Source organism: Shewanella spartinae, assembly GCF_019457555.1.
GTDB lineage: Bacteria > Pseudomonadota > Gammaproteobacteria > Enterobacterales > Shewanellaceae > Shewanella > Shewanella loihica.
In genome coordinates this window covers 4,070,768-4,091,593 of sequence record NZ_CP080418.1, presented here as the reverse complement: position 1 = coordinate 4,091,593, position 20,826 = coordinate 4,070,768, and the positions used below count along the sequence as shown (strand labels likewise).

The 20,826-nt window shown below is 56.4% G+C and carries 16 protein-coding genes; 6 read left to right on the top strand and 10 right to left on the bottom strand.

The annotated features are described in order from the left end of the window. Positions 1-26: 26 nt before the first annotated feature. Positions 27-497, bottom strand: coding sequence for an Rsd/AlgQ family anti-sigma factor (locus K0I31_RS17700; RefSeq protein WP_011867219.1), 471 nt, complete (start codon positions 495-497; stop codon positions 27-29). Between the two features lie 477 nt (positions 498-974). Here K0I31_RS17700 and hemE point away from each other — a divergent pair, with 477 nt between their 5' ends. After that, positions 975-2,039 carry a uroporphyrinogen decarboxylase gene (gene hemE / locus K0I31_RS17695; RefSeq protein WP_011867218.1) on the top strand — a complete coding sequence of 355 codons (1,065 nt, stop codon included), beginning with the start codon at positions 975-977 and terminating at the stop codon, positions 2,037-2,039. Between the two features lie 176 nt (positions 2,040-2,215). Beyond that, positions 2,216-2,431 carry a hypothetical protein gene (locus K0I31_RS17690; protein ID WP_220079224.1) on the top strand — a complete coding sequence of 72 codons (216 nt, stop codon included), beginning with the start codon at positions 2,216-2,218 and terminating at the stop codon, positions 2,429-2,431. A gap of 8 nt (positions 2,432-2,439) precedes the next feature. Here the strand turns inward: K0I31_RS17690 and K0I31_RS17685 are convergent, their stop codons facing one another. From K0I31_RS17685 to K0I31_RS17670, 4 genes are all read right to left on the bottom strand, one after another. Continuing rightward, the gene (locus K0I31_RS17685; protein ID WP_220079223.1) at positions 2,440-3,933 is read right to left on the bottom strand and encodes a sensor histidine kinase; all 1,494 of its coding nucleotides are present in this window, start codon (positions 3,931-3,933) and stop codon (positions 2,440-2,442) included. Positions 3,934-3,935: 2 nt separating this feature from the next. Then, on the bottom strand, positions 3,936-4,664 hold the full coding sequence (locus tag K0I31_RS17680) for a response regulator transcription factor (protein ID WP_220079222.1): 729 nt from the start codon (positions 4,662-4,664) through the stop codon (positions 3,936-3,938). Positions 4,665-4,762: 98 nt separating this feature from the next. Then, the gene (locus tag K0I31_RS17675; RefSeq protein WP_220080897.1) at positions 4,763-5,491 is read right to left on the bottom strand and encodes a spondin domain-containing protein; all 729 of its coding nucleotides are present in this window, start codon (positions 5,489-5,491) and stop codon (positions 4,763-4,765) included. A gap of 9 nt (positions 5,492-5,500) precedes the next feature. Next, positions 5,501-6,202, bottom strand: coding sequence for a spondin domain-containing protein (locus K0I31_RS17670; protein WP_220079221.1), 702 nt, complete (start codon positions 6,200-6,202; stop codon positions 5,501-5,503). A gap of 323 nt (positions 6,203-6,525) precedes the next feature. Between K0I31_RS17670 and K0I31_RS17665 the strand changes: the two genes are divergently transcribed. Continuing rightward, positions 6,526-9,099 carry a sensor domain-containing protein gene (locus tag K0I31_RS17665; protein ID WP_220079220.1) on the top strand — a complete coding sequence of 858 codons (2,574 nt, stop codon included), beginning with the start codon at positions 6,526-6,528 and terminating at the stop codon, positions 9,097-9,099. Between the two features lie 89 nt (positions 9,100-9,188). Continuing rightward, the gene (locus K0I31_RS17660) at positions 9,189-9,995 is read left to right on the top strand and encodes an SDR family oxidoreductase (RefSeq protein ID WP_220079219.1); all 807 of its coding nucleotides are present in this window, start codon (positions 9,189-9,191) and stop codon (positions 9,993-9,995) included. A gap of 111 nt (positions 9,996-10,106) precedes the next feature. On the opposite strand, the gene K0I31_RS17655 is transcribed toward K0I31_RS17660, so the two are convergent. The 3 genes from K0I31_RS17655 to purH form a co-directional block, all read right to left on the bottom strand. Continuing rightward, complete coding sequence (locus tag K0I31_RS17655) at positions 10,107-13,109, bottom strand: hypothetical protein (protein ID WP_220079218.1); 3,003 nt, start codon at positions 13,107-13,109, stop codon at positions 10,107-10,109. Positions 13,110-13,397: 288 nt separating this feature from the next. After that, on the bottom strand, positions 13,398-14,699 hold the full coding sequence (purD, locus tag K0I31_RS17650; RefSeq protein ID WP_220079217.1) for a phosphoribosylamine--glycine ligase: 1,302 nt from the start codon (positions 14,697-14,699) through the stop codon (positions 13,398-13,400). Positions 14,700-14,750: 51 nt separating this feature from the next. Beyond that, positions 14,751-16,340, bottom strand: coding sequence for a bifunctional phosphoribosylaminoimidazolecarboxamide formyltransferase/IMP cyclohydrolase (gene purH / locus K0I31_RS17645; protein ID WP_011867208.1), 1,590 nt, complete (start codon positions 16,338-16,340; stop codon positions 14,751-14,753). Between the two features lie 298 nt (positions 16,341-16,638). On the opposite strand from purH, the gene zntR reads away from it, so the two are divergent. After that, positions 16,639-17,115 carry a Zn(2+)-responsive transcriptional regulator gene (zntR, locus tag K0I31_RS17640; protein WP_011867207.1) on the top strand — a complete coding sequence of 159 codons (477 nt, stop codon included), beginning with the start codon at positions 16,639-16,641 and terminating at the stop codon, positions 17,113-17,115. 3 nt (positions 17,116-17,118) lie between these two features. Further along, a complete protein-coding gene (locus K0I31_RS17635) occupies positions 17,119-18,558 on the top strand; it encodes an SO_0444 family Cu/Zn efflux transporter (RefSeq protein WP_220079216.1) in 1,440 nt (479 codons plus the stop codon). Between the two features lie 95 nt (positions 18,559-18,653). On the opposite strand, the gene K0I31_RS17630 is transcribed toward K0I31_RS17635, so the two are convergent. Next, positions 18,654-19,685: a DUF4382 domain-containing protein gene (locus K0I31_RS17630; protein WP_220079215.1), complete on the bottom strand. Its 1,032-nt coding sequence runs from the start codon at positions 19,683-19,685 to the stop codon at positions 18,654-18,656. 392 nt (positions 19,686-20,077) lie between these two features. Next, positions 20,078-20,803, bottom strand: a complete 726-nt coding sequence (locus K0I31_RS17625; protein WP_011867204.1) for a YebC/PmpR family DNA-binding transcriptional regulator — start codon at positions 20,801-20,803, stop codon at positions 20,078-20,080. Positions 20,804-20,826 lie beyond the last annotated feature (23 nt).

Genomic DNA, 20,826 nt, shown 5'->3' with positions numbered 1-20,826 from the left:
GCGTTTAGGCGCTTGCTCTTTGTCGTTTATGCCGAGTATTTGCTGTGCAGCACTTCCAGTAGCTGATCTTCCAGTTGGAAACGTGTCTCCATGGCATCGCCGAGTGAGGAGAGATCTTTGTCCAGCTGATAGAGGATCTTATCGTCGCTGGCACTGGTGTACTTGTCGTTGAAGTCCAGGGCCATATCTGTGGTTTCGCTGATCTTAGGCACTATGGTCTGCGCCAAGGCCTGGCTGGATTCGCCGTTTTTCTCGCAGGCGGTGACCACGCGATCATAGACCTCGAAGTGCCCTTCGGACACATAATCCACCAGAAGATCGCAGAACTCTTTGACCGACTTGAAGGCGGGAAGTGACTTGTCTATCGCCTCGTAGGGCGGTAGCCCGGCGATTTGGCAGTAGTTAATCAGCAGCTTACGACGGTGGTTTAGCCATTGATCAATCAGTGTATTGGCGCCACCCCATTTCTGTTCGGCCCGTTCCAATTGCTTTAGCATGATGGTCCCCATCGCAAGTTATTCTATGACTTCTAATGTAGGTGAGAAATACCGCTTTGATCAACCATTTTTTAGTCGATCCGGGCGATCTTTCAGCTGGTCGAATCTGCTTGTTTTGTATACAAAATGACGGAGACGTTGTCGGTGAGAGGGGTAGAAATAAAATGCCCAGCGATAGAAATCTATCGCTGGGCGAGTAAAGTTTTTGCGGGCTCGATGCGACGAGCTTCTTGATTGTTCTTGCTAGCGCAGACTTTTTATACCAAAGGCAAAGAGGGGGTGCAACTTTTTTCTAACGAATTGAGGGCTGAGGCGAGCAATTTGCGCTCTAGGCCAAACCTTGAGTGAAAGCGCGAGGGGGTAAAAAAATAATCAAGCGGCGTTTGTCACATAAATGCGCCGATGGAGGTTACTTTACTCGCGTAAATGCTAAACTACTGTCCCAGCGAAAATCAATAAGCGTAGGAATAGAGCCTTATGGCAGAACTAAAAAATGATCGTTATTTACGTGCCTTACTAAAACAGCCTGTTGATGTGACTCCTGTGTGGATGATGCGTCAGGCGGGTCGTTACCTTCCTGAATACAAAGCAACCCGCGCACAAGCCGGCGACTTCATGTCACTGTGCCGCAATGCCGAGTTGGCCTGTGAGGTGACGTTGCAACCACTTCGTCGTTACGATCTCGATGCTGCGATCTTATTCTCTGATATTTTGACCGTGCCAGATGCCATGGGCCTGGGTCTCTATTTCGAAACCGGTGAGGGTCCTCGTTTCGAGCGTCCAACCGATACGCTTGATGCCATCAAGAAGCTGGCCGTACCGGATCCAGAAGATGAGCTTGGCTATGTGATGAAGGCCGTTAGCACCATTCGCCGCGAGCTGAAAGGCGAAGTGCCGCTGATCGGTTTCTCTGGTTCACCTTGGACACTGGCGACCTACATGGTCGAGGGCGGTTCGAGCAAGACTTTTGAGAAGATCAAGAAGATGGCCTATGCTGAGCCTGCGGCGCTGCACATGCTGCTAGACAAGCTGGCCGATGCCGTGACCCTGTACCTGAACGCTCAGGTGGCCAACGGTGCCCAGTCACTGATGATTTTCGACTCATGGGGCGGCGCCCTGTCTCATACCGCTTACCGCGAGTTCTCGCTGCGCTACATGCAGAAGATCGTCGACGGTCTGACCCGCCATGCCGATGGTCGTCAGGTACCTGTGACGCTGTTCACTAAGGGTGGCGGACTATGGCTAGAGGCGATGGCCGAGACTGGCTGTGATGCACTGGGTCTGGACTGGACTGTGGACATTGCCGATGCGCGTCGCCGCGTGGGTCACAAGGTTGCCCTGCAGGGTAACATGGATCCTTCTATGCTTTACGCTTCACCTGAGCGCATCCACGAAGAAGTGCGTCAGATCCTGGCCGGTTACGGCGAAGGTTCGGGCCATGTATTCAACCTGGGTCATGGTATTCACCAGCATGTGGATCCAGAGCATGCCGGCGCCTTCATCAAGTCAGTTCACGAACTGTCGGCGCAATACCACAAGTAAGCGGCATTAAGTTTGAAAGCTAGCCAGTCGGGGCAACTCGACTGGCTATTTTTTTGCCCGTGAATCCCTGTTAATCCTTCCCTCTAGACCTATTAAAAATTCGAATAGTAACCAATGTGTATTATCGGAGAGCATCTGCTAACCTGAATTCAGTCAGGGAAAACAAGGATTTCGATATGAAAAAGTTTATAGCAATCAGCATGATATGTTTCGCAGTCTTCTTCGGTCTGCTTAATGGGATTCTCCATATCTATGTTGCTAACGCTGACACTATTCTGGGCCAATATATGGTTGCCGCATTGGTGGTGGTCATGTGGGCCTGCCTCTTCGCCTCGCTGGTTAGCTTGGCGTACCCCTTCCTCCGCCGCCATCAGGTGATCTCCCCGCAATAAACCCCACCTCATCGATATCGGGGCAGTGCGATCATGAATCGGCTGCCCCGGTCGGTTGCACTCTGCACCTCGATACGACAGCCGAGTCTGGCCAATAGCTGCCTGACGATCGCTAGGCCGACGCCTAGCTGCGGCAGCGTCTCGCCCCGACAATAGTAGAGCTCGGGTTGGCTTGGGCTAGGAGTATGCTGCAGGGCGGCAATGGCTTCGGGTTGCATGCCACTGCCCGAGTCTTGAATCACCAGATAAGATCCAGAGGCCAGCGTCTCGGGATAGACGGCTATCTCGCCGCCCGGCGGCGTGTGGCGTAGGGCGTTGTCCAGCAAGTTGTTGAGCACCCGGCTCATGAGCTGGGGATCCGTATAGAGGAACTCACTCTCGCCCTCACTCTTACCCTCATTTTCACCTTGGCCTAGGCGGAGGCTGACCTCGGCCCGTCTGGCCTTGGGGGTGAAAGTCTGTTTGAGCTCATCGAGAATCGACTGAAGCGAGACGCGGCGCATGTTCGCCTTGATCTGACCGTTCTCCAGCGCCGCTAACTCGAGCATCTGCGCCAGCAGCTGCTGTAGCCTCTGCCCCGAGGCGGCCGCGTACTGCAGCAGGCTGTCGTCGCGGGCATCGGCCGGGCTCAGCAGCCAGGTATCTAAGTATCCCAGCAAGGTGGTGAGCGGCGTCTTGAGATCGTGTGACAGATGCAATAGAAACTCCTGCTTGGCAGCCTGCTGCGCCGTGACCTGTCGCTGCTTCTGGGCTACCTCTTCTAACAGACGATTGATCTGTCCATTGAGCTGGGCCATCTCCTGGCTGCGGCTCGGCGCCAGGGGCAGGGCGAGGGGCTGGTCTATGGGTTTGTGTTCCAGCTCGCCCAGGGCCTGGGTGAGACGATTGAGGGGCCGGGTCAGGTAACGCAGCAGCAGGGCAAACAAGATCAGGGTAAACAGTGCCCAGCCGCCCAGGGCGACGCCCCAGCGCTCGGGCAGGTCTTTGGCCTGGATAAGCGACTGCCAACTATCGAAGGCTTCGCCGCCGATGATCACATAGAGGTAGCCGCTGAGGGTGCCATTTGGACCAATGAGTGGGCTGGCGGAGAAGATCTTCTGCTGGCCATCACTCCTGGGATCTGTGCCCAGGATTGGCAGGGTATCACCCTTGAGGAAGGAACGAATCTTGGTGATGTCCACCTCCTGGGTCTTGATCTGCTCCTCCCTAGCGTCGAAGGCGATCACCTTGCCTTGAGTGTCTAAGGTGTAGATCTCGAAGCTGGGCCCCAGCAACATGAGGTCGTGAAAGGCCTCCTTGAGGGCGGCGTCCGAGGTGATCCCTTGGGATAGAAGCGGGTTTATCTCGGCCATATGGCTCGCCAGCTCTCTGTGCAGGGACTGCTGTACCAGCCGCTGGCTGTGTTGCTGACTCAGGCTAGACCACTGCCAGAAGCCGAGAAACAGCAGCAAGACACAGGCGCTGGCAAGCAGCAGGATGCGGCCAAACAGGCTGTTGACCATGGCTAGTGCGCCGTCGGTGGGGCGAACTTATAGCCCACGCCCCATACCGTCTGCACCAGTTCGTTGCTGCTGGGGCAGCAGGCCAGCTTGGCCCTGAGGCGATTGATGTGGCTGTTGACCGTGTGCTCATAACCCGCATAGGAATATCCCCACACGGCTTCCAGCAACTGCATACGGCTGAACACCTGGCGTGGATGCTGGGCCAGATAGTAGAGGAGATCGAACTCCCTGGCGGTAAGAGTCAGGGGCTGATTGGCGGCGGTGACCTCACGCGTTTTGCTGTCGATCACCAACTCGTCGAAGGTGAGGGCATACTGGTCGGCGGCCTGCTGAGCGGAGCGTCTGAGCAGCGCCTTGACCCTGGCCCTGAGTTCCAACACGCTGAAGGGTTTGACCAGATAGTCGTCGGCGCCGGACTCGAGACCGAGGACGATATCTGCCTCGCTGTCTCTGGCGGTGATCATCATGCAGGGCAGGCTCTTGCCCTCCTGACGCAGTTGCTGGCACAGGGTCAGGCCATCGCCGTCGCTCAGCATGCGATCCAGCAGCAGGAGATCGAAACACTTGCTGCGCAGCTGTTGCCTGGCTTGGTTCAGAGTGCTGACCTGGGTCACCTCATGTTGCAAGGACTCCAGGTTGAGACGGATCAGGCGGGCGAGGTCTGGCTCATCCTCGACCAGCAAGATGCGGCGCCCTTCACCTAGCGTCCTGTCACCGTTTATCACAGACATAACAAACTCCCTCTAGTTGGCCTACATCCAGTAGACCCAGCCCAGAGGGAATTTATTTCGTCGATGCTAAATTAAGCTGGTTAGGTAAACCTGGCTTACTAGCGGGTGCGCTGAATGGTTACCTTGAGCACAGGGTTGTCGAACCTATGACTGGCTTTGAGCACAGAGTCGCTCAGGCCATCGTCCTGGCTGATCCCCCCAGGATGTAGATGCACACGATCCACATCATCGCGGGCCGCATTAAAGCCTTCACCGCCATCCGCCGGCCCTGGGATGCTTCCCTTGAGTTCGCCGTTGGCCTCTGTGCCGGCGTCATAGGCGGGCGTGTAGAAGCTCTGGCTCTGATCCACGGCCATCTGGCTGATATCAATGGCGTCAAGGCCGCTGAAGGCGTCGTTGGTGTTGACCAGCATGGTCAGCAGTGACAGGGAGGCAGTTGCCGCCTCGGTTTGGGTCAGGGTTAGGCTTTCACTCGCCCCGGGAGGGAGTATGCCAGCGCCGCTAACGACCATATCGATGCCGTCCATCTCGGCGCTATAGCCCGACTGATCGCCGCCCTCGGCCAGTTGCTCCAGCGCCAGGCTGGCAGGCTCGCCATTATTCCAGGCATGATAGCCGTTGGAGGTTGCCAACAGCGCCAGGGGCGACATAGGTTGATTCGCCGTCAGGTTGGTCACCGTCAGGGTAAAGCTGCGCTCCACGGGTGGTGCCGGTGGCTCTGGCATATTAGTGTCATGGTCGTTGTCTGAGCAGGCGCTGAGCATCAACCCCACAGTGAGTGCCGCCGCCGTTAAGGGGAGGCCATTCTTGAGCTGTTGCAGTTTCATCATGGCCTCCTACTTAACTGTGATGGTGACGCGGGCGACCGGGTTGAGCCAGCGGTGTACCCGGCTGTCGAGATCGCTCATGCCGCCGGCAGGGTCAGTGTCACCCAGAATGCCGGGGTGGATATGCACCTTGTCGTTGGGACTGGTGTCGGCCACGCCGCTAGCATTGCTGCCGCCATCTCCGCCCGGCGCCGCAGGGATCCCCGGCACGCCTGGCATGCCGCCGCCATTAATGATCTCATCGTTGGCCTCGGTACCGGCGTCGTAGGCGTTGAGGTTCAGGGTATAGGTACCGGGCGTGGATGGGATCTCCCAGCCGTCCAGGCCGACAAAGGCGTCGTTGGTAGGCAGTATCATGGCGACCAAGGACAGATGAGTCATCGCCAGGGAGTCAAAGCTAATGCTGGTGACATTCTGCCCCGGTGCCATCAGGCCGCCGGCCGGGTTAGACAGGGTGACGCCACTGGCGCCGTCTACCATGGCGGCGAGATCGGCGATATCACCCCCCTCCGCCATCTTCTGCAGTGCGCTGGTGGCAGGTTCGCCTGCCTGGAACAGATGCATCTGAGCATCATGGGCGGCGATGAGGACTGGGGTGAAGTGATTGCCATGGGTGAGGTTGCTGATGCTGATGGTGAGTTCGGCAGCGCTAATTGGGGTGGCGACTAAACCGGCTAACAATAGGCCGGCGCTGATTTTGCGTAGGGTCATGGGTGTTCTCCTGATTGACATGATCGATTCCTAGCTTCAAGCATGGCGTTCGGAGTTCACTTAAGTATCGCCAAATTATCACAAAAGCTTCACAACTGACGTTTGGCGGTGAACTGGCTCCCAATTTGTCCTTAGAATTACCGTTCAATCGTCAATTCCTGCGCTAAGTCAATGCAGCGGCCGTTCGCCGCAGGCAGGCTATTGGCTAGTTTTGCAACGGGCAGTCGCCCGGCGGTTTAAACCCTAGGGCAAATAGGGTATTTTCCTCGCCGATTCGAACTTAGCCCCAAAACGCGACACCGATAGGATGGCTCAGAGACAAGATGCGCATTAGCAAGAAAATTGTGGTTTTTGTGGCCGGCTTCTGCCTGCCCGCCATCATGGCCATCTCCTATGGGTTAAACGCCTGGTATGAACTGCGCCTGAGCGATCTTCGCCAGGAGATGAGTCAGCGTGCTCAGCAGAATATCGCCCACCATCTCGAGGAAGATCTGGGGCAGTTTGAGATGTTGGCCCAGCTCTACGGCGTGCCCATGGCGCTCTTGCCTGCCGACCAGCGCCAGACCCTGTCCGCGACCTGGCATGCCATGGCCCTGTCTGCCCATGTCAGCCTCTACGACGTAGAGGACGATGGCATTCGTGCTTTTGCGGAGCCCAGCCCGGAAACCCAGGCTTTGGATCTCGATGCGCTCTGGCCCGAGCTCCTGACTCTGGATGGCGTTCGCACCGGCTTTCTGCTCCAGGGCAAGCAAGGTTTTCTGGCCTGCGTGATCCCTCTGTCTGACAACAGGCGTCTGCTGATGGTGCGCCGGGTCGACAATCAATTATTCGAACACTATCAGGCTTATTCGTCGCTGGCGGGACTGAGGCTCGCGACCACCACGCCGAGCCTGCTGGCGCAGACTTCGCCACAGCGGGTGACTCTGGAGGTGCCCAGCCTGCTCGGTGACCATTCGCTGCTATTAGATATCGAGCTGACACAGAGAGACAGCCTGGTGCAGAGCGGTCCGGCGACCCTGGTCTATCTCATAGGTGGCATCAGCCTGTTGCTGTTGTTGCTGGGCTACCTCTGGCTGCGCCATGGGGTGGTCGATCCCCTCAAGCAGCTATTGCGTCAGCTCTCGCGGGTAGATCCGACGGCGAAGACCTATCAACCGATCCGAGCCAAGGGCACCTCAGAATTTATGGTGATCTCCGAGCAGGTCAACAGCCTGCTGGCGCGTATCTTCCAGCAGAAGGAGCGCTCCAAGATCACCCTCGAGGCGATTGCCGAGGCAGTGATCCTTACCGATAGCTGGGCAAAGGTTATCTACCTTAATCCCCAGGCGGAGCGGCTGCTCAAGGTGAAGGCCGAATCTGCGGTGGGGATGAATCTGGACAAGGTGTTTCGCAGCGAGCCCGAGCTGAATCAGTTGCTGTTTGCCTTCATGGCAAGCGGCACGCCGACGCCCATGCTGAGCAAAGTCAAGTTTACCAGTCATACGCCCAGGCTGATGGAGCGCAGCATCAGCAACCTCAAGGGACCGAACAACAAGATTATCGGCACTGTGATCGTGCTGCGGGACATTACCCAAGAGGAGCTGCTCAAGCATCAGCTCAGACGCAGGGCAAACTTCGATAATGTCACCGGCTTGCTCAATCGCTGCGCCTTCGAGGAGCGATTACAAGTTTTTGCCGAGGACGCCCAGACTCTGGCGATCTGCTATTTCGACCTGGAGCAGTTTAAGCTGATCAACGACTCCTGCGGCCACAACGCCGGCGATGCCATGTTGAAGATGGTGGCCAAGGCGATTCAGGCCAGCCTGGAGGGGCAGGGCTTGCTGGCTCGCCTGGGCGGCGACGAGTTTGGCCTGGCGCTGAAAGATTTAGGCGTGGTGGCACTGGCTCAGCAGGTGAAACAGATCATTAATGCCGTCGGCAAACAGGTGATGGAGCATCACGGCTGCCATTATCATGTGGGGATCAGCGCCGGGGTGGCATTGGCCAGGGCACCTTATATTAATGCGCTGGAGCTGCTCAAAGATGCCGATATCGCCTGTATCGCCGCCAAGCGCAAGGGCAGCAATCAGGTGCATTTTTATGATGATAAGGACAAGGAACTCACCTATCAGCGCAATGCCCCCAAATGGGCGGTGCGTATCGCCCAGGCGATCGAACACAACGAGCTGCTGATCTACTATCAGCCCATCAAGGCGTTGGGGCCTCAGGGCAAGCAGCGCATGGAGGTCCTGCTGAGGATCCAGGAACCCTGTGGGCGTATCCTGGCGCCGGCGCAGTTTATTGCCGCGGCCGAGCGCTTTAAGCTGATGACAGATGTCGATAAAGAGGTGATACGTAAGACCTTCCTCTGGCTATCCTTGCACGAGGAGCTGTGGGCGGATCACTGTCTGTCGATCAACCTCTCGGCCAACAGTCTGGGGGCCGAGGGCATGGTGGACTATATCATCGCTCAGTTGGAGCGTTTCGCCATCCCAAGTCAGTGCATCTGTTTTGAGATCACCGAGACCAGTGCGATTCAGAATCGTAACCGGGCGATGGAGATGCTCAATCAGCTGAAGAAGCAGGGCTTCTCCTTCGCCTTGGATGACTTCGGTACCGGATTTGCTTCTTATGGTTACCTGCGGGAGCTGCCGGTGAACTATGTGAAGATCGATGGCTGCTTCATCAAGTCCCTGGCCAGCAATGCCAAGGACTACGCCATCGTCAAATCGATACACGACGTCTGCCGTGTGATGGGCATAGAGACGGTGGCCGAGTTCGTGGAGAATCAGGAGATCATCGAGCGCCTCAAGTCGATCGGCATCAACTATGCCCAGGGCTATGCCATCGGCCGCCCCAAGAGCCTGGATCAATACCTCACAACACCGACCGACAATGTGCATCGCCTGATGGCCTAACCCCACAATCGACCTGTTTTAAGGCTTGTACTTTGGGCTTAAGTGTGTGAATTTGTGGCTTATCCATCCATTCACACCTTAGGTTTTCGATGCAAACTTTAGCCGACAAGGTCGTTATCATCACGGGTGCCTCCGAGGGAATTGGCAGAGCCTTGGCCAAGGCGATGGCGCCCCTGGGATGTCGCCTGGTGCTCACCGCCCGCAGTCAGGGGCGATTGCACTCCCTGCAGGAGGAGCTCTCGTCCATCGCCAGCGTGCCGCCCTTAGTGATCCCTGCCGATGTCACCGACGCCGCTGCCTGCCAAGGCCTCATCGATGCCTGTGTGGCCCATTTTGGCCGCCTGGATATTTTGGTCAACAATGCCGGCATGACCATGTGGTCGCGCTTCGATGAGCTCGAAGACCTCTCCATTCTCGAACGTGTGATGCAGGTTAACTATCTGGCCCCGGCCATGCTGACCCATTTTGCCCTGCCGCATCTAAAGGCCAGTCGTGGTCAGATAGTGGTGGTGGCTTCGGTAGCGGGCCTCACCGGTGTGCCTACCCGCAGCGGCTACAGTGCCTCTAAGCATGCTGTGATGGGGTTCTTCGACTCGCTGCGCATCGAGCTGGTGGAACATGATGTGGCCGTCACCCATATCTGTCCCGATTTCGTGGTGTCTGAGATCCATAAGCGCGCCCTGGATGGTCAGGGCAAGCCTCTCGGTAAGAGCCCGATGCAGGAGGCTAAGATCATCACCGCCGAGCAGTGCGCCCAGATGATGTTGCCGGCCATTGCCGGGCGTAAGCGACTGCTTATCACCTCGACGCGGGGCCGTTTGGGTCGCTGGTTTAAGATCATTGCCCCAGGCCTTATCGACAAGATCGCCCGCAAGGCGATCGCCTCAGGACATTGATTAGATTTGCTAAGGACTGCCCTAGCTCCTAATGTCTCAGGTAAAAGCAGAAGAGCAATAAAAAAGCCCAGTCTAAACTGGGCTTTTTTTGTGTGAGGAGTAAAGTCGAGCTTATTCCTTGGTGATATCCAGGTTGATCAGCCACCAGGCTCTGGCCTGAACGTCGCCTGCCTCGACCATGTCGCCGCTGCGATATGGCTTGGCAAAATGAGTCACCACGATAGGCTTGAGAGTCTTAAAACGTCCTGGATTAACGAACCAGGCGTTGTAAGGATCCTCGTCATGCATGCTGATGCTGACCTCGGAGCTGACCGGCTGGCTTAGGCCTGGGCAGGTGTAGCGACTGCTGGAAGCCAGCGGATAGGCGACTCGACTGCCGTCACCACACAGGCTGGTGTTTTGCAGCCTCAGGGTGATAAAGGTGCAGCCCTTGTAATTGTCAGGGTCGGTACACACCTGAGTCAGCATAGTGGTATAGCCGCCACTCAGTTCATCGTCGCCATCCTTGCTGATGGCATCGCCACGTCCACCGATGGCGGTGAAGTAGGAGACATCGCCCGCGGCAACCTCTGCCGGAGAGACGAGCTGCAGCTCGCTGCCATCGAAGGTCAGGTTGGCTTCTTCGCCAAGATCTGGCTCGATATCCTTGAGGAACAGCTTGTAGTTCAGGCTGGCTCTCTGATAATTGTTGCCGCCATCGTCGGTGACTATGATGTCGAAGTAGTCGTTATCGCCAGAACGTGGATAGGCATGCAGGGTGAGTTCGCCCGTCGAGGTGAGCTCGGCATACTCGGGAGATACCTGTAGGCCGAAGGCATAGGTGAGGTTACCAAAGGCGTTGGTAAACTCTGGCGGTAACACCTTGCGGTCCGGGTAGTAGACCACTGATTGAGTGATCTCATCCAGGCTGAGGCCAGGGTGAACTGCCTTAGCCACGCTGACGTTGAAGTCGAGTAGGGTGCGCTCGTAGTTGCGGCTCTGCTCGATCACAGTCACCTTAGCCGTGCCTGCCGCTTGTATCGTCATCTCACCTGTCGTCTCGTCCAGGCTAACCACCTTGCTGGACGAAAGATCTGCATAGTAGCTGATCTGACTGTCGACACCGCGACCGCTGACACCTGGAGCCTTGAGCTTGGTGCCAGCACTGTATACCGCGCTGATCAACTCGCTTGAGAGTGCCAGTTCAGGGTTTTCGCTGCCCTTGTCGATCACCACATTCAGTTCGGCCTTCTGTGACAGGTGACCGGCATCGCCGCTGTCTGTCACTATGTAGGTGACGCTGCCCGCGTTCTTAACCGTCAGGGTCTTGTTGGCTAGGTCGACGCTGGCCACATCACTCTGACCGCTATGTAGCTTCAGACTCAGGCTGCCGACGACGCCCGACATGGGGATAGCGATCGTCTTGCCCGGCGCATATTGACTGCGCACGGACGATATTTGCAGACTACCGTATAGCGGCGCCACATCGACGAAGAAACGGCTGCTGGCGGGATTATAGAAGTCATTGCCTGCATCTGTTGCGGTGATCCAGCCTCGGCCTGCGCCGACAATAGTGATCGCCTTGGTATCGGCATCTTGGCTGAAGACGCCGTCGCCGCCATTGTCTACCTGGTAGCTGACCTGGCCCTGATTATGGCTAGGTTGAGGGACGAAGGGGGCGTTTGCGGCAAAGTCCACCCGGCTATTTTCCACCACGAACAGGCTGTTATCCTGCTTGGCGATGGTGACAGTGAACTGCTGAGCTTGCGCCGTCCACAGCTCGCCGCCATCATCATTGACGAGCACCTCTACAGTGCCTGGCTTCAACACCTGCATCTGGCCGGTTGTGGTGTCCAGTGTGACCACATCGGTGGCGCTGCTGGCGGTCAGGCTATAGCTTAGCTTGCCCTTGGCACCGACAACTTGCGGCGTCAGGGTTTGATTGGCCTGATATTGGGTGTCGATATCGATTGCCTGCAGTGAGCCGGCAATCATGGCCTCGACCTTGACCTTGAAGGTGCGAGTCGCGCTCAGGTAGTTGTGGTTACCGGCGTCGGTTACCTCGACCTCTGTCTCGCCGACGCCCTGGAAGCTAAACTCACCCAGCTCGGCATCTGTGATGCTGATGACATCCTCGGCCGCGCCCGCCTTGATGGCGTAATGTAGCTTACCTTGGACGCCGGTGATATCGAAGCTCGCCGTCTTATCGGCGTCGAAACGTGTGGTGACATCGCTCGCCTTGAAGGCCAGGTTCTGCGCCTTGTCGATCTGAACGCTAAAGCGTTGGACCGGCACCTGTGTATGGTTGGCCGGCGCAACTTGCTGCACTTCAACCTGAGTCTCACCGGCGCCAAGTATGTTCATCGCCCCTGTGGTGGGATGTACCTGAACCACCTGAGTATCGGCGCCTGCAACCAGCTGGTAGTGGGCCTCTGTGGTGGGCGTGCCACTGTAGACGGGCAGTAGCTTACCGCCAAAGATCAGTGGCTTGCCTGTGATATTCTGATAAGTAGCAAAGGCGGTCTCGGCAGGTGAGATGTTGATCTGAAACTCGCGCGAGTCGGCCTGGAAGTTACGGCCACCATCATCTTTGGCCAGCAGTTTGACGCTGCCGCTGCCTAGCACAGTGATCTTACCCTGGGCGTCGACTGTCACTACGTTTGCGGGCTGCCCCTCGGCCAGCATCAAACTCAGGCTGCCTTTGACGCCGCTGATGCTAGGAGAGAGTTGGACGCCGGCGACATAGCCCTGGCTGATATCGTTAGTCAGTAGCGGCGTGCGAGGCGCCTTATTGATGCTGATACTAAAACGTTGGCTGACCGGCTTGGTCTGGCTGTTGCCGCTATCTGTGGCGATCAGTTCTGTGGTGCCGGCGTTGAGGATAGCGAGATACTGCTTGTCGGCAGAGATCTTGACCACATCGGCTGGGGCGCCGTTAACCAATTGGTAGCTGATGCTGCCTAATTTGCCTGTGATGGCCGGGGTGAGGCGCTGATCTGGCGCATAGGTTTGCACCAGTTCCTGAATTTGAATGCCAGGGTGCGCTAGTTTTTCGGCTTGCGGTGCAGGACTGTCCGAGTCGCCTCCGCCACAAGCGGTGAGTAAAAGGGTGAACAACAGGATGAAGTATCTCATTAAGCCTCCAGCTTAAAAAACAGAGGCGGCGAGTATACAGATGTGAATATTCTGCTGCAATATGAGGGTAAAATATTGAATTATGCTAATATTGTGGTTTTTATCGTATGTAAATAATGTATTCAGGCTATTTTTAATACATGATTCGGAATTCGCAGTTAACTTATTGAGTCGTATAAAAAAGCACCTAATACCCTTATGGAGTATAGGTGCTTTTATGCGATTTTATTGCATGAAAACTGAGCGTGATGTAGATCTCAACTTTCCATGAATATCCCTTTATGGGTATTAGGCCTGCTCGTTTTCCCGGGCGATAGCGCGATAGGCGATATCGGTACGGAAATAGACGTCATCCCAGTGGATCTCGTTGACCAGTTGATAGGCACGTTGCTGCGCCTGAGTCACATCTTGGCCCAGGGCGGTGGCACACAAGACGCGGCCGCCGTTGGTGACCACATGGCCATCCTTCATGCTGGTGCCCGCGTGGAATACCTTGGCATCATCGCCGCCCAGGCTGAGTCCCTCGATCACATCGTGCTTGCGATAGGCATCTGGGTAGCCACCGGCGGCCATCACCACACCTACGGCGGCGCGGCTGTCGAATTCGGCGGTCACCTTGTCCAGCTCGCCACGGGTGGCGGCCAGGCAGAGCTCGACCAGATCTGACTGAAGGCGCATCATGATAGGCTGAGTCTCAGGGTCGCCGAAGCGGCAGTTGTATTCCAGTACCTTGGCGCTGCCATCTGGCGCAATCATCAGACCGGCGTAGAGGAAACCTGTGTAGACATTGCCTTCAGCAGCCATGCCATCTACGGTTGGACGAATGACGTTTTCAACGGTCCAGTCGTGAACCGCTTGTGTCACCACTGGAGCAGGAGAGTAGGCGCCCATGCCGCCCGTGTTTGGGCCGTTGTCGCCATTGTCTCTGGCCTTATGATCCTGGCTGCTGGCCATGGCCAGAATATTCTTGCCATCGACCATGACGATGAAGCTGGCTTCTTCGCCTTTGAGGAACTCCTCGATCACCACGCGAGAACCCGCCTCGCCAAACTTGTTACCGGCCAGCATATCTTCGATAGCCGCATCGGCTTCGGCCTGATCCTGAGCGATGATCACCCCTTTACCCGCCGCCAGGCCGTCGGCCTTGATGACGATAGGGAAGCCAGTGTTGGCGGTGACTTCGGTAACGTAAGCCTTGGCAGGCTCGATCTCGGTGAAGTTCGAGTAGGCCGCCGTCGGAATGTTGTGACGGGCCAGGAAGTCCTTGGTGAACGCCTTAGAAGACTCTAGCTGCGCCGCACCTTGGGTTGGACCGAAGATAGGTAGCTTAGCTTCGTTGAAGGCATCGACCACGCCTAATGACAGCGGCACTTCCGGGCCGACGATAGTCAGCTCGATCGCCTGCTCCTTGGCAAAGCTCACCAGCTCAGAGATGGCTTCGACGGCAATCGAAACGTTCTCAAGCTTAGGCTCCAGCGCTGTGCCGGCGTTGCCCGGTGCCACGAAGACTTTCTCGACCAGGGGTGACTTAGCGGCCTTCCAGGCCAGGGCGTGTTCGCGTCCGCCGCTACCTATTACTAATACGTTCATGCTATATCCTTAAAACGGCGCCCGGGCTTGTGGCCCAGGCGCGAAAGCAAATTAATGACGGAAGTGACGCATGCCGGTGAAGACCATGGCCATGCCATGCTCATCGGCGGCTGCGATGATCTCTTCATCGCGAATCGAACCGCCCGGCTGGATGATGCAGCTGATACCGGCGGCCGCCGCGGCGTCGATGCCATCGCGGAACGGGAAGAAGGCATCGGATGCCATGACAGAACCTACGACTTCCAGATTCTCATCGGCAGCCTTAATACCGGCCACCTTGGCGCTGTAGACGCGGCTCATCTGGCCGGCGCCCACGCCGATTGTCATGCTGTCTTTGGCGTAGACGATGGCGTTAGACTTAACGAACTTGGCCACCTTCCAGCAGAACATAAGATCTTTCATCTCGGCTTCGGTAGGCTGACGCTTGGTCACTACCTTGATGTCGCTCATCTCGACCATGCCTTGGTCTCTGTCTTGGATCAGTAGGCCGCCGTTGACGCGCTTGTAGTCCAGGCTGCGGGTCTTGCTAGCCCATTGACCACACTCCAACAGACGAACGTTGGCCTTGGCTGCCACCACGTCGCGTGCCGCCTGGCTAACGACTGGTGCGATGATCACCTCGACAAACTGACGCTCGACGATGGCACTGGCAGTCTCTGCATCTAACTCACCGTTGAAGGCGATGATGCCGCCGAAGGCTGAGGTTGGATCGGTTTGGTAGGCGCGGTTGTAGGCCTCGAGCAGATCCTTGCCGATGGCAACGCCACAAGGGTTGGCGTGCTTGACGATAACACAGGCCGGCTCGCTGAACTCTTTAACGCATTCCAGTGCAGCATCGGTATCGGCGATGTTGTTGTAAGACAGTGCCTTACCCTGTAGCTGAGTCGCGCTGGCAACCGAGGCCTCGTCGATGTTGAGGTCCACATAGAAGGCGGCGCTCTGGTGGCTGTTCTCGCCGTAACGCAGATCTTGCTTCTTCACCAACTGAGTGTTGTAGGTGCGTGGGAACTTAGAATCCTGGTGGCACTCGTCCTGGCTGTGCGCCGGTACCATGGTGCCGAAGTAGTTGGCGATCATGCCATCGTAGGCGGCCGTGTGTTCGAAGGCGGCGATAGCCAGATCGAAACGTGTCTCCAGCGTGGTGCTACCCTGGTTGGCCTGCATCTCTTGGATCACGCGATCATAGTCTTTGGCGTTAACGACAATGGTGGTGTCTTTGTGGTTCTTCGCGGTAGAGCGCACCATGGTTGGGCCGCCGATGTCTATGTTTTCCACGGCGTCGGCCAGGGTGCAGCCTTCTTTGGCCACAGTCTCGGCAAAGGGGTAGAGGTTAACGGCAACCAGATCGATAGGCTTAATGGCGTTCTGTTCCATCACTATCTCATCGATACCGCGACGGCCGAGGATGCCGCCGTGCACTTTAGGGTGCAGGGTCTTTACGCGGCCGTCCATGATCTCAGGATGGCCCGTGTAGTCAGAGACTTCAATGACAGGCACACCGTTGTCTGCTAGCAGACGGGCGGTGCCGCCGGTAGATAGCAGTTCAACACCTTGAGCGTGCAGGGCTTGTGCAAACTCCAGGATTCCGGTTTTATCAGAAACGCTTAACAGCGCGCGACGAATAGGTCTGGCATTATTCATTTTAGGTACAGGGTCCAGTGGTTATTTTAAGGATCTTTCGGAAAACAGAACAGTTAGTGCTTGCTAACCATAAGCGTATTGCTTTCCAAAAGCCCCTCAAATAGTCGACTCCCCATCGCGGCGCGCGTATTTTACCGTAAAACTGTGTGCCATGCTGTTTTTTTCTGTGCGATTTCACAATACGCCATGGCGAACAAGCAACAGATTGTAAATTACGGCAGAATAACCCTTGACCTTAGATTTAACTCTAAGGTTTATACTGGCACTATCGCAATGAAAAAGGCGCCCTGGAGGCAAGATGTTTCGTATTGGAGAGTTAGCCAAACAGTGTGAGGTCAAGGCCGATACCCTGCGTTTTTACGAGAAGCATGGCCTATTGTCGCCGTCGATGCGCAGCGACTCGGGTTACCGCCTCTACACAGAACAGGACGCCGAGCGTCTGCGCTTCATTCTGCGGGCAAAGGCGGTGGGCTTCACCCTGTCTGAGATCACCGAGCTGTTATCTATCGATCTGGACAAGTCCAACTGGGCCTGCGCCGACGTGAAGGGAATGGTGGATATCAAGCTGGCCAATGTGGAAGAGAAGATCGCCGAGCTGAATCATTTTCGCGTCTCCCTGCAGCGGCTATCCGATGCCTGTTGTGGCGGGCCGGAGAGCGCCGAACATTGCTCCATCCTGGAGGCGCTCGAGTCTAATGTCGAGGTGAAGTGTGAGAACCACAGCCATGATCACGGCGAAACCGAATATAAAACCAGTTGTAAGCTAAAGGGTTAACCTATGTTGTTATCTAATTTTATCGATCTCTTTCTCGATTCCGCGCCCTGGCTGCTGCTGGGTCTGGTGCTTGCCGGTATGTTGAAGATGTTTGTGCCCATGAGCTGGATGCAGAAGCAGCTGGGCGGCCACGGGGTGAAGACCACTATCAAGGCCGCCGTGTTAGGCGCGCCCCTGCCGCTGTGCTCCTGCGGGGTGATCCCTGCCGCCGTCGGCCTGCGCCGCTCGGGCGCCTCAAAGGCCGCCACCACCTCATTCTTGGTGTCGACCCCTGAGACGGGCATCGACTCTGTGAGCGTCTCCTATGTGCTGCTCGGCCCCTTCATGGCGGTTGTCAGACCCATAGCCGCGGTCACCAGCGCCATAGTCGCCGGGCTGCTGGTGGGACGTGACGATGATGAAGCCAAGGCTGAGGAAGTGGCTCACTCGGCCGGTTCTAAACGAGATGAGGCAGACAAGACTGAGGCAAGCAGCTGCTGTAGCAGCAAGGCTGCCGAAAAGCCTGCTCAAAAGTCGCTCGAAAAGGCTGAGTCATCGAGCTGCTGTGGTGACAAGCCGAGTGCACCTGTGCGCATGACGGCGGATGCCTCGCCCATGATGATGCGCCCCGTGAGCACAGAGGCCATTCTCAAGCAAGAAGCCTTGGTTAAGCCAGTGGCGGCTCCGACGTCTGTGAAGCCCGCGAGCGGTTCATGCTGCGCCAGCAAGGCGGCCCCCGAGCCAAAGCCGGTCGACTCATGTTGTAGCAGTAAGCAAGAGGTGAAGGCGGCGAGCTCATGCTGTTCGAGTGCTAAGGCGGATAATCAGAATGCTCAGGGCGAGAGTTGCTGCGAGTCCACCAAAGATGTCGCCAGCGAGCTCAAGGGCACCTCTGTGCTGGCGCGCATGGGTAAGGGCCTGCACTATGCGGCGACTGATCTGGTGCGTGACACTACCGTCTGGCTGCTGATCGGTCTCTTCTTCGCGGCCCTGGTGCAGACCTATGTACCGGGTGACTTCATGGCCAAGTGGGGCGATGGCATCTTGGCTATGTTGGTGATGGTACTGATCTCTGTGCCCATGTATATCTGCGCCACGGCGTCGACGCCGATTGCCGCGGGTCTGTTGCTGGCAGGGGTATCGCCAGGTGCCGTGCTGGTCTTCATGCTGGCGGGTCCGGCAACTAATATCGCAACCCTGGGGGTGGTGACCAAGGAGCTGGGGAAACGCGCCCTCTATGGCTACCTGGGTGGCGTCTTGGGTGTGGCCTTGGTATCCGGCGTCCTGGTGAACTATCTGGTGGCGACCTTTGGTTTCGAGGTGATGCCTCAGGTGGGCGAGCAGCATAACCTGTTGCCTTCCCTGGTGGTAAATGCCTCGGGGATCATACTGGCGATTTTGATGCTCAAAGTCTTGTTGGCCAAGCTGCCGAAAAACTGGTGGCGCCGGGATTGCTGCTCTTAATATTTAGCTTCAATCAATAAAAAAGGCACTCATGAGAGTGCCTTTTTGCTGTCTGTTTATTGGTTACTTCACAAATAAACGCTTAGTTCAAGGGCTTATGGCGCAGGTACTTCGGCAGCGTCGAAGTCACGCTCTGTGGTAGTGCCTTGGGTAACGGTCACGTCCTGCTCATCCACGTGGATGAAGAATGGCATTTCGACATCCTGTGGGCTATTGGCCACTTCTGGATCGTCATTCTGTGCCAGACAGGTGTAGCCCAGGCTGTAGTTAGCAGCAGCGACGAAGCCAAACTCATACTCGTAGCCCACCACGGTTTCTGTCTCGTCGGTGACTGGGTTGACGCGCGCCGAGGCGATAGGTGCCACTTGCGGCTCGGTGATGTCGGCCTCCAGGCGGAAGTCCAGCATGTTCTCCAGCGTGGTCGCCGTTGGGTAGAGGTAGACGGCCGGGCTGAACTCTGAACCACCGGCGGCGGCTTCACAGTCTGCCATCACGCTGGCGTCGACCATGCCGTGAATGGCGCCGACTTCGGCGTTGTTAACCAGCTGTACCGCGGTAGGCTTAAGGGTCCAGTAGTCCTTGTTGCCGTGGGGAGCCTGCAGGCCTTGAGAGAGGTTAAACTCGGCGACGAAGTTGTTTACGCCGGCCGCAATGGTGAAGGCCTTGTTGAAGAAGAGACGACCCGTGCCTTCCTCTTCGGCGCCCACGCCGCCACAGCTACCGTTGCTGTTGGTGACCAGACCCGCATCCATGTCATCCATGGTTTTCACGTAAGAGCTGTTGGTGTCGGCCACTTCGCTGTTTTGCATGTAGATACACATCTGGTACTCGCCGACCGGAATAGACTGGCCGCTCACCAGTGTCTCGACCTCCTGGCCTTGTACCGTAAGCAGGTCGACGTGTTTCAGCTCGCCGTTTTCTGAGACGTCGAATGACAGGGAGCCATCGCTACCTTTGAGTACGACCTGTTTGAAGGCGATATTCACGACTTTAGCGTCGGCAGGGTTGTCCGATACTCCCAGGCTGAAGACACCCGTCTTAGGCGTTTCCGGTGTGTCATCGCTGCCACCACAGGCGGCGAGTAGGCTGGTGAGTGCTATGGCGATAATCGATTTTGAATACTTCATAGGTTACCTGTTTATCATCTTGGTTAATCAATGGTGCCAAAGTCGCGATGCCCTAAGGGGAGGCAGCGAGTCTCGGCGCGGTTGATTCTTGCTTTTGCTTTTATAAGTGGAGCTATAAGGATAGGCGAACAGACGCCCAAGTCCACCGAAAACAGGGCTAAAAGGTGCACTATGAATAAAGTTTAATTGCCAGGGTGGTGAGCACTTACTCTAAACGCCAAGGCCTTGGCGAGAGTCAAAAAACTTACGGGAAAATCACGGTAGGGCTGGCTAAAAAAAGAGCGATTCATCAATAGGTTCGACGAATCGCTCTAGGTGTTTTTTCGACCAGATTGGCTGGTCGAAGAGGCATTAACTCGGTTTCTGCGTATGCGAAAAACGAGTGCGTTAAATTAGGCCTTGATGTCGGCGTTGTGGTAGACGTTTTGTACGTCGTCACAATCTTCTAGTGCGGCCTGGAATTTTTCGAACTGAGCGATCACTTCCGGGTCGGTGAGTTCTGTCATGGTCTGTGGTACGAAGGCGATCTCTTCCACTTCAAGCTCTGTCTCAGGGAAGGCTTCGTTCAGGGCGGTCTTGGCCTTGTAGAACTCAGTGTTTGGCGCGAACACGCTGATGATGCCATCTTCTACCTCGATGTCGGCCACATCGACGTCGGCCATCATCAGGGCTTCCAGTACCGCTTCTTCATCCTCGCCCTTGAAGGCAAATACCGCTTGATGGTCGAACATGTGACCAACTGTGCCTGGGCTACCCAGCTTGGCGTCGTTCTTCACGAAGGCCTGACGTACCTCGGTAAAGGTACGCTTGCCGTTGTCGGTCAGACAGTCGACGATCACCATGGTGCCGCCTGGACCAAAGCCTTCGTAACGCGCGGTTTCATAGTCTTCACCGCCGCCGCCTCTGGCTTTCTCTAGGGCGCGTTCGATGACATGAGCAGGAACCTGATCTTTCTTAGCCTTGGTGATCATGTGGCGCAGTGCCAGGTTGCCGTCAGGATCGAAGCCACCGTTCTTTGCGCAAACATAGAGTTCTTTGCCGTAGCGAGAGTAGAGTCTCGTCTTTTGCCCAGCCGTTTTGGCCATAGATTCTTTGCGGTTCTGGTATGCTCTTCCCATCTTGCGATATCTCTTTAAGCGAA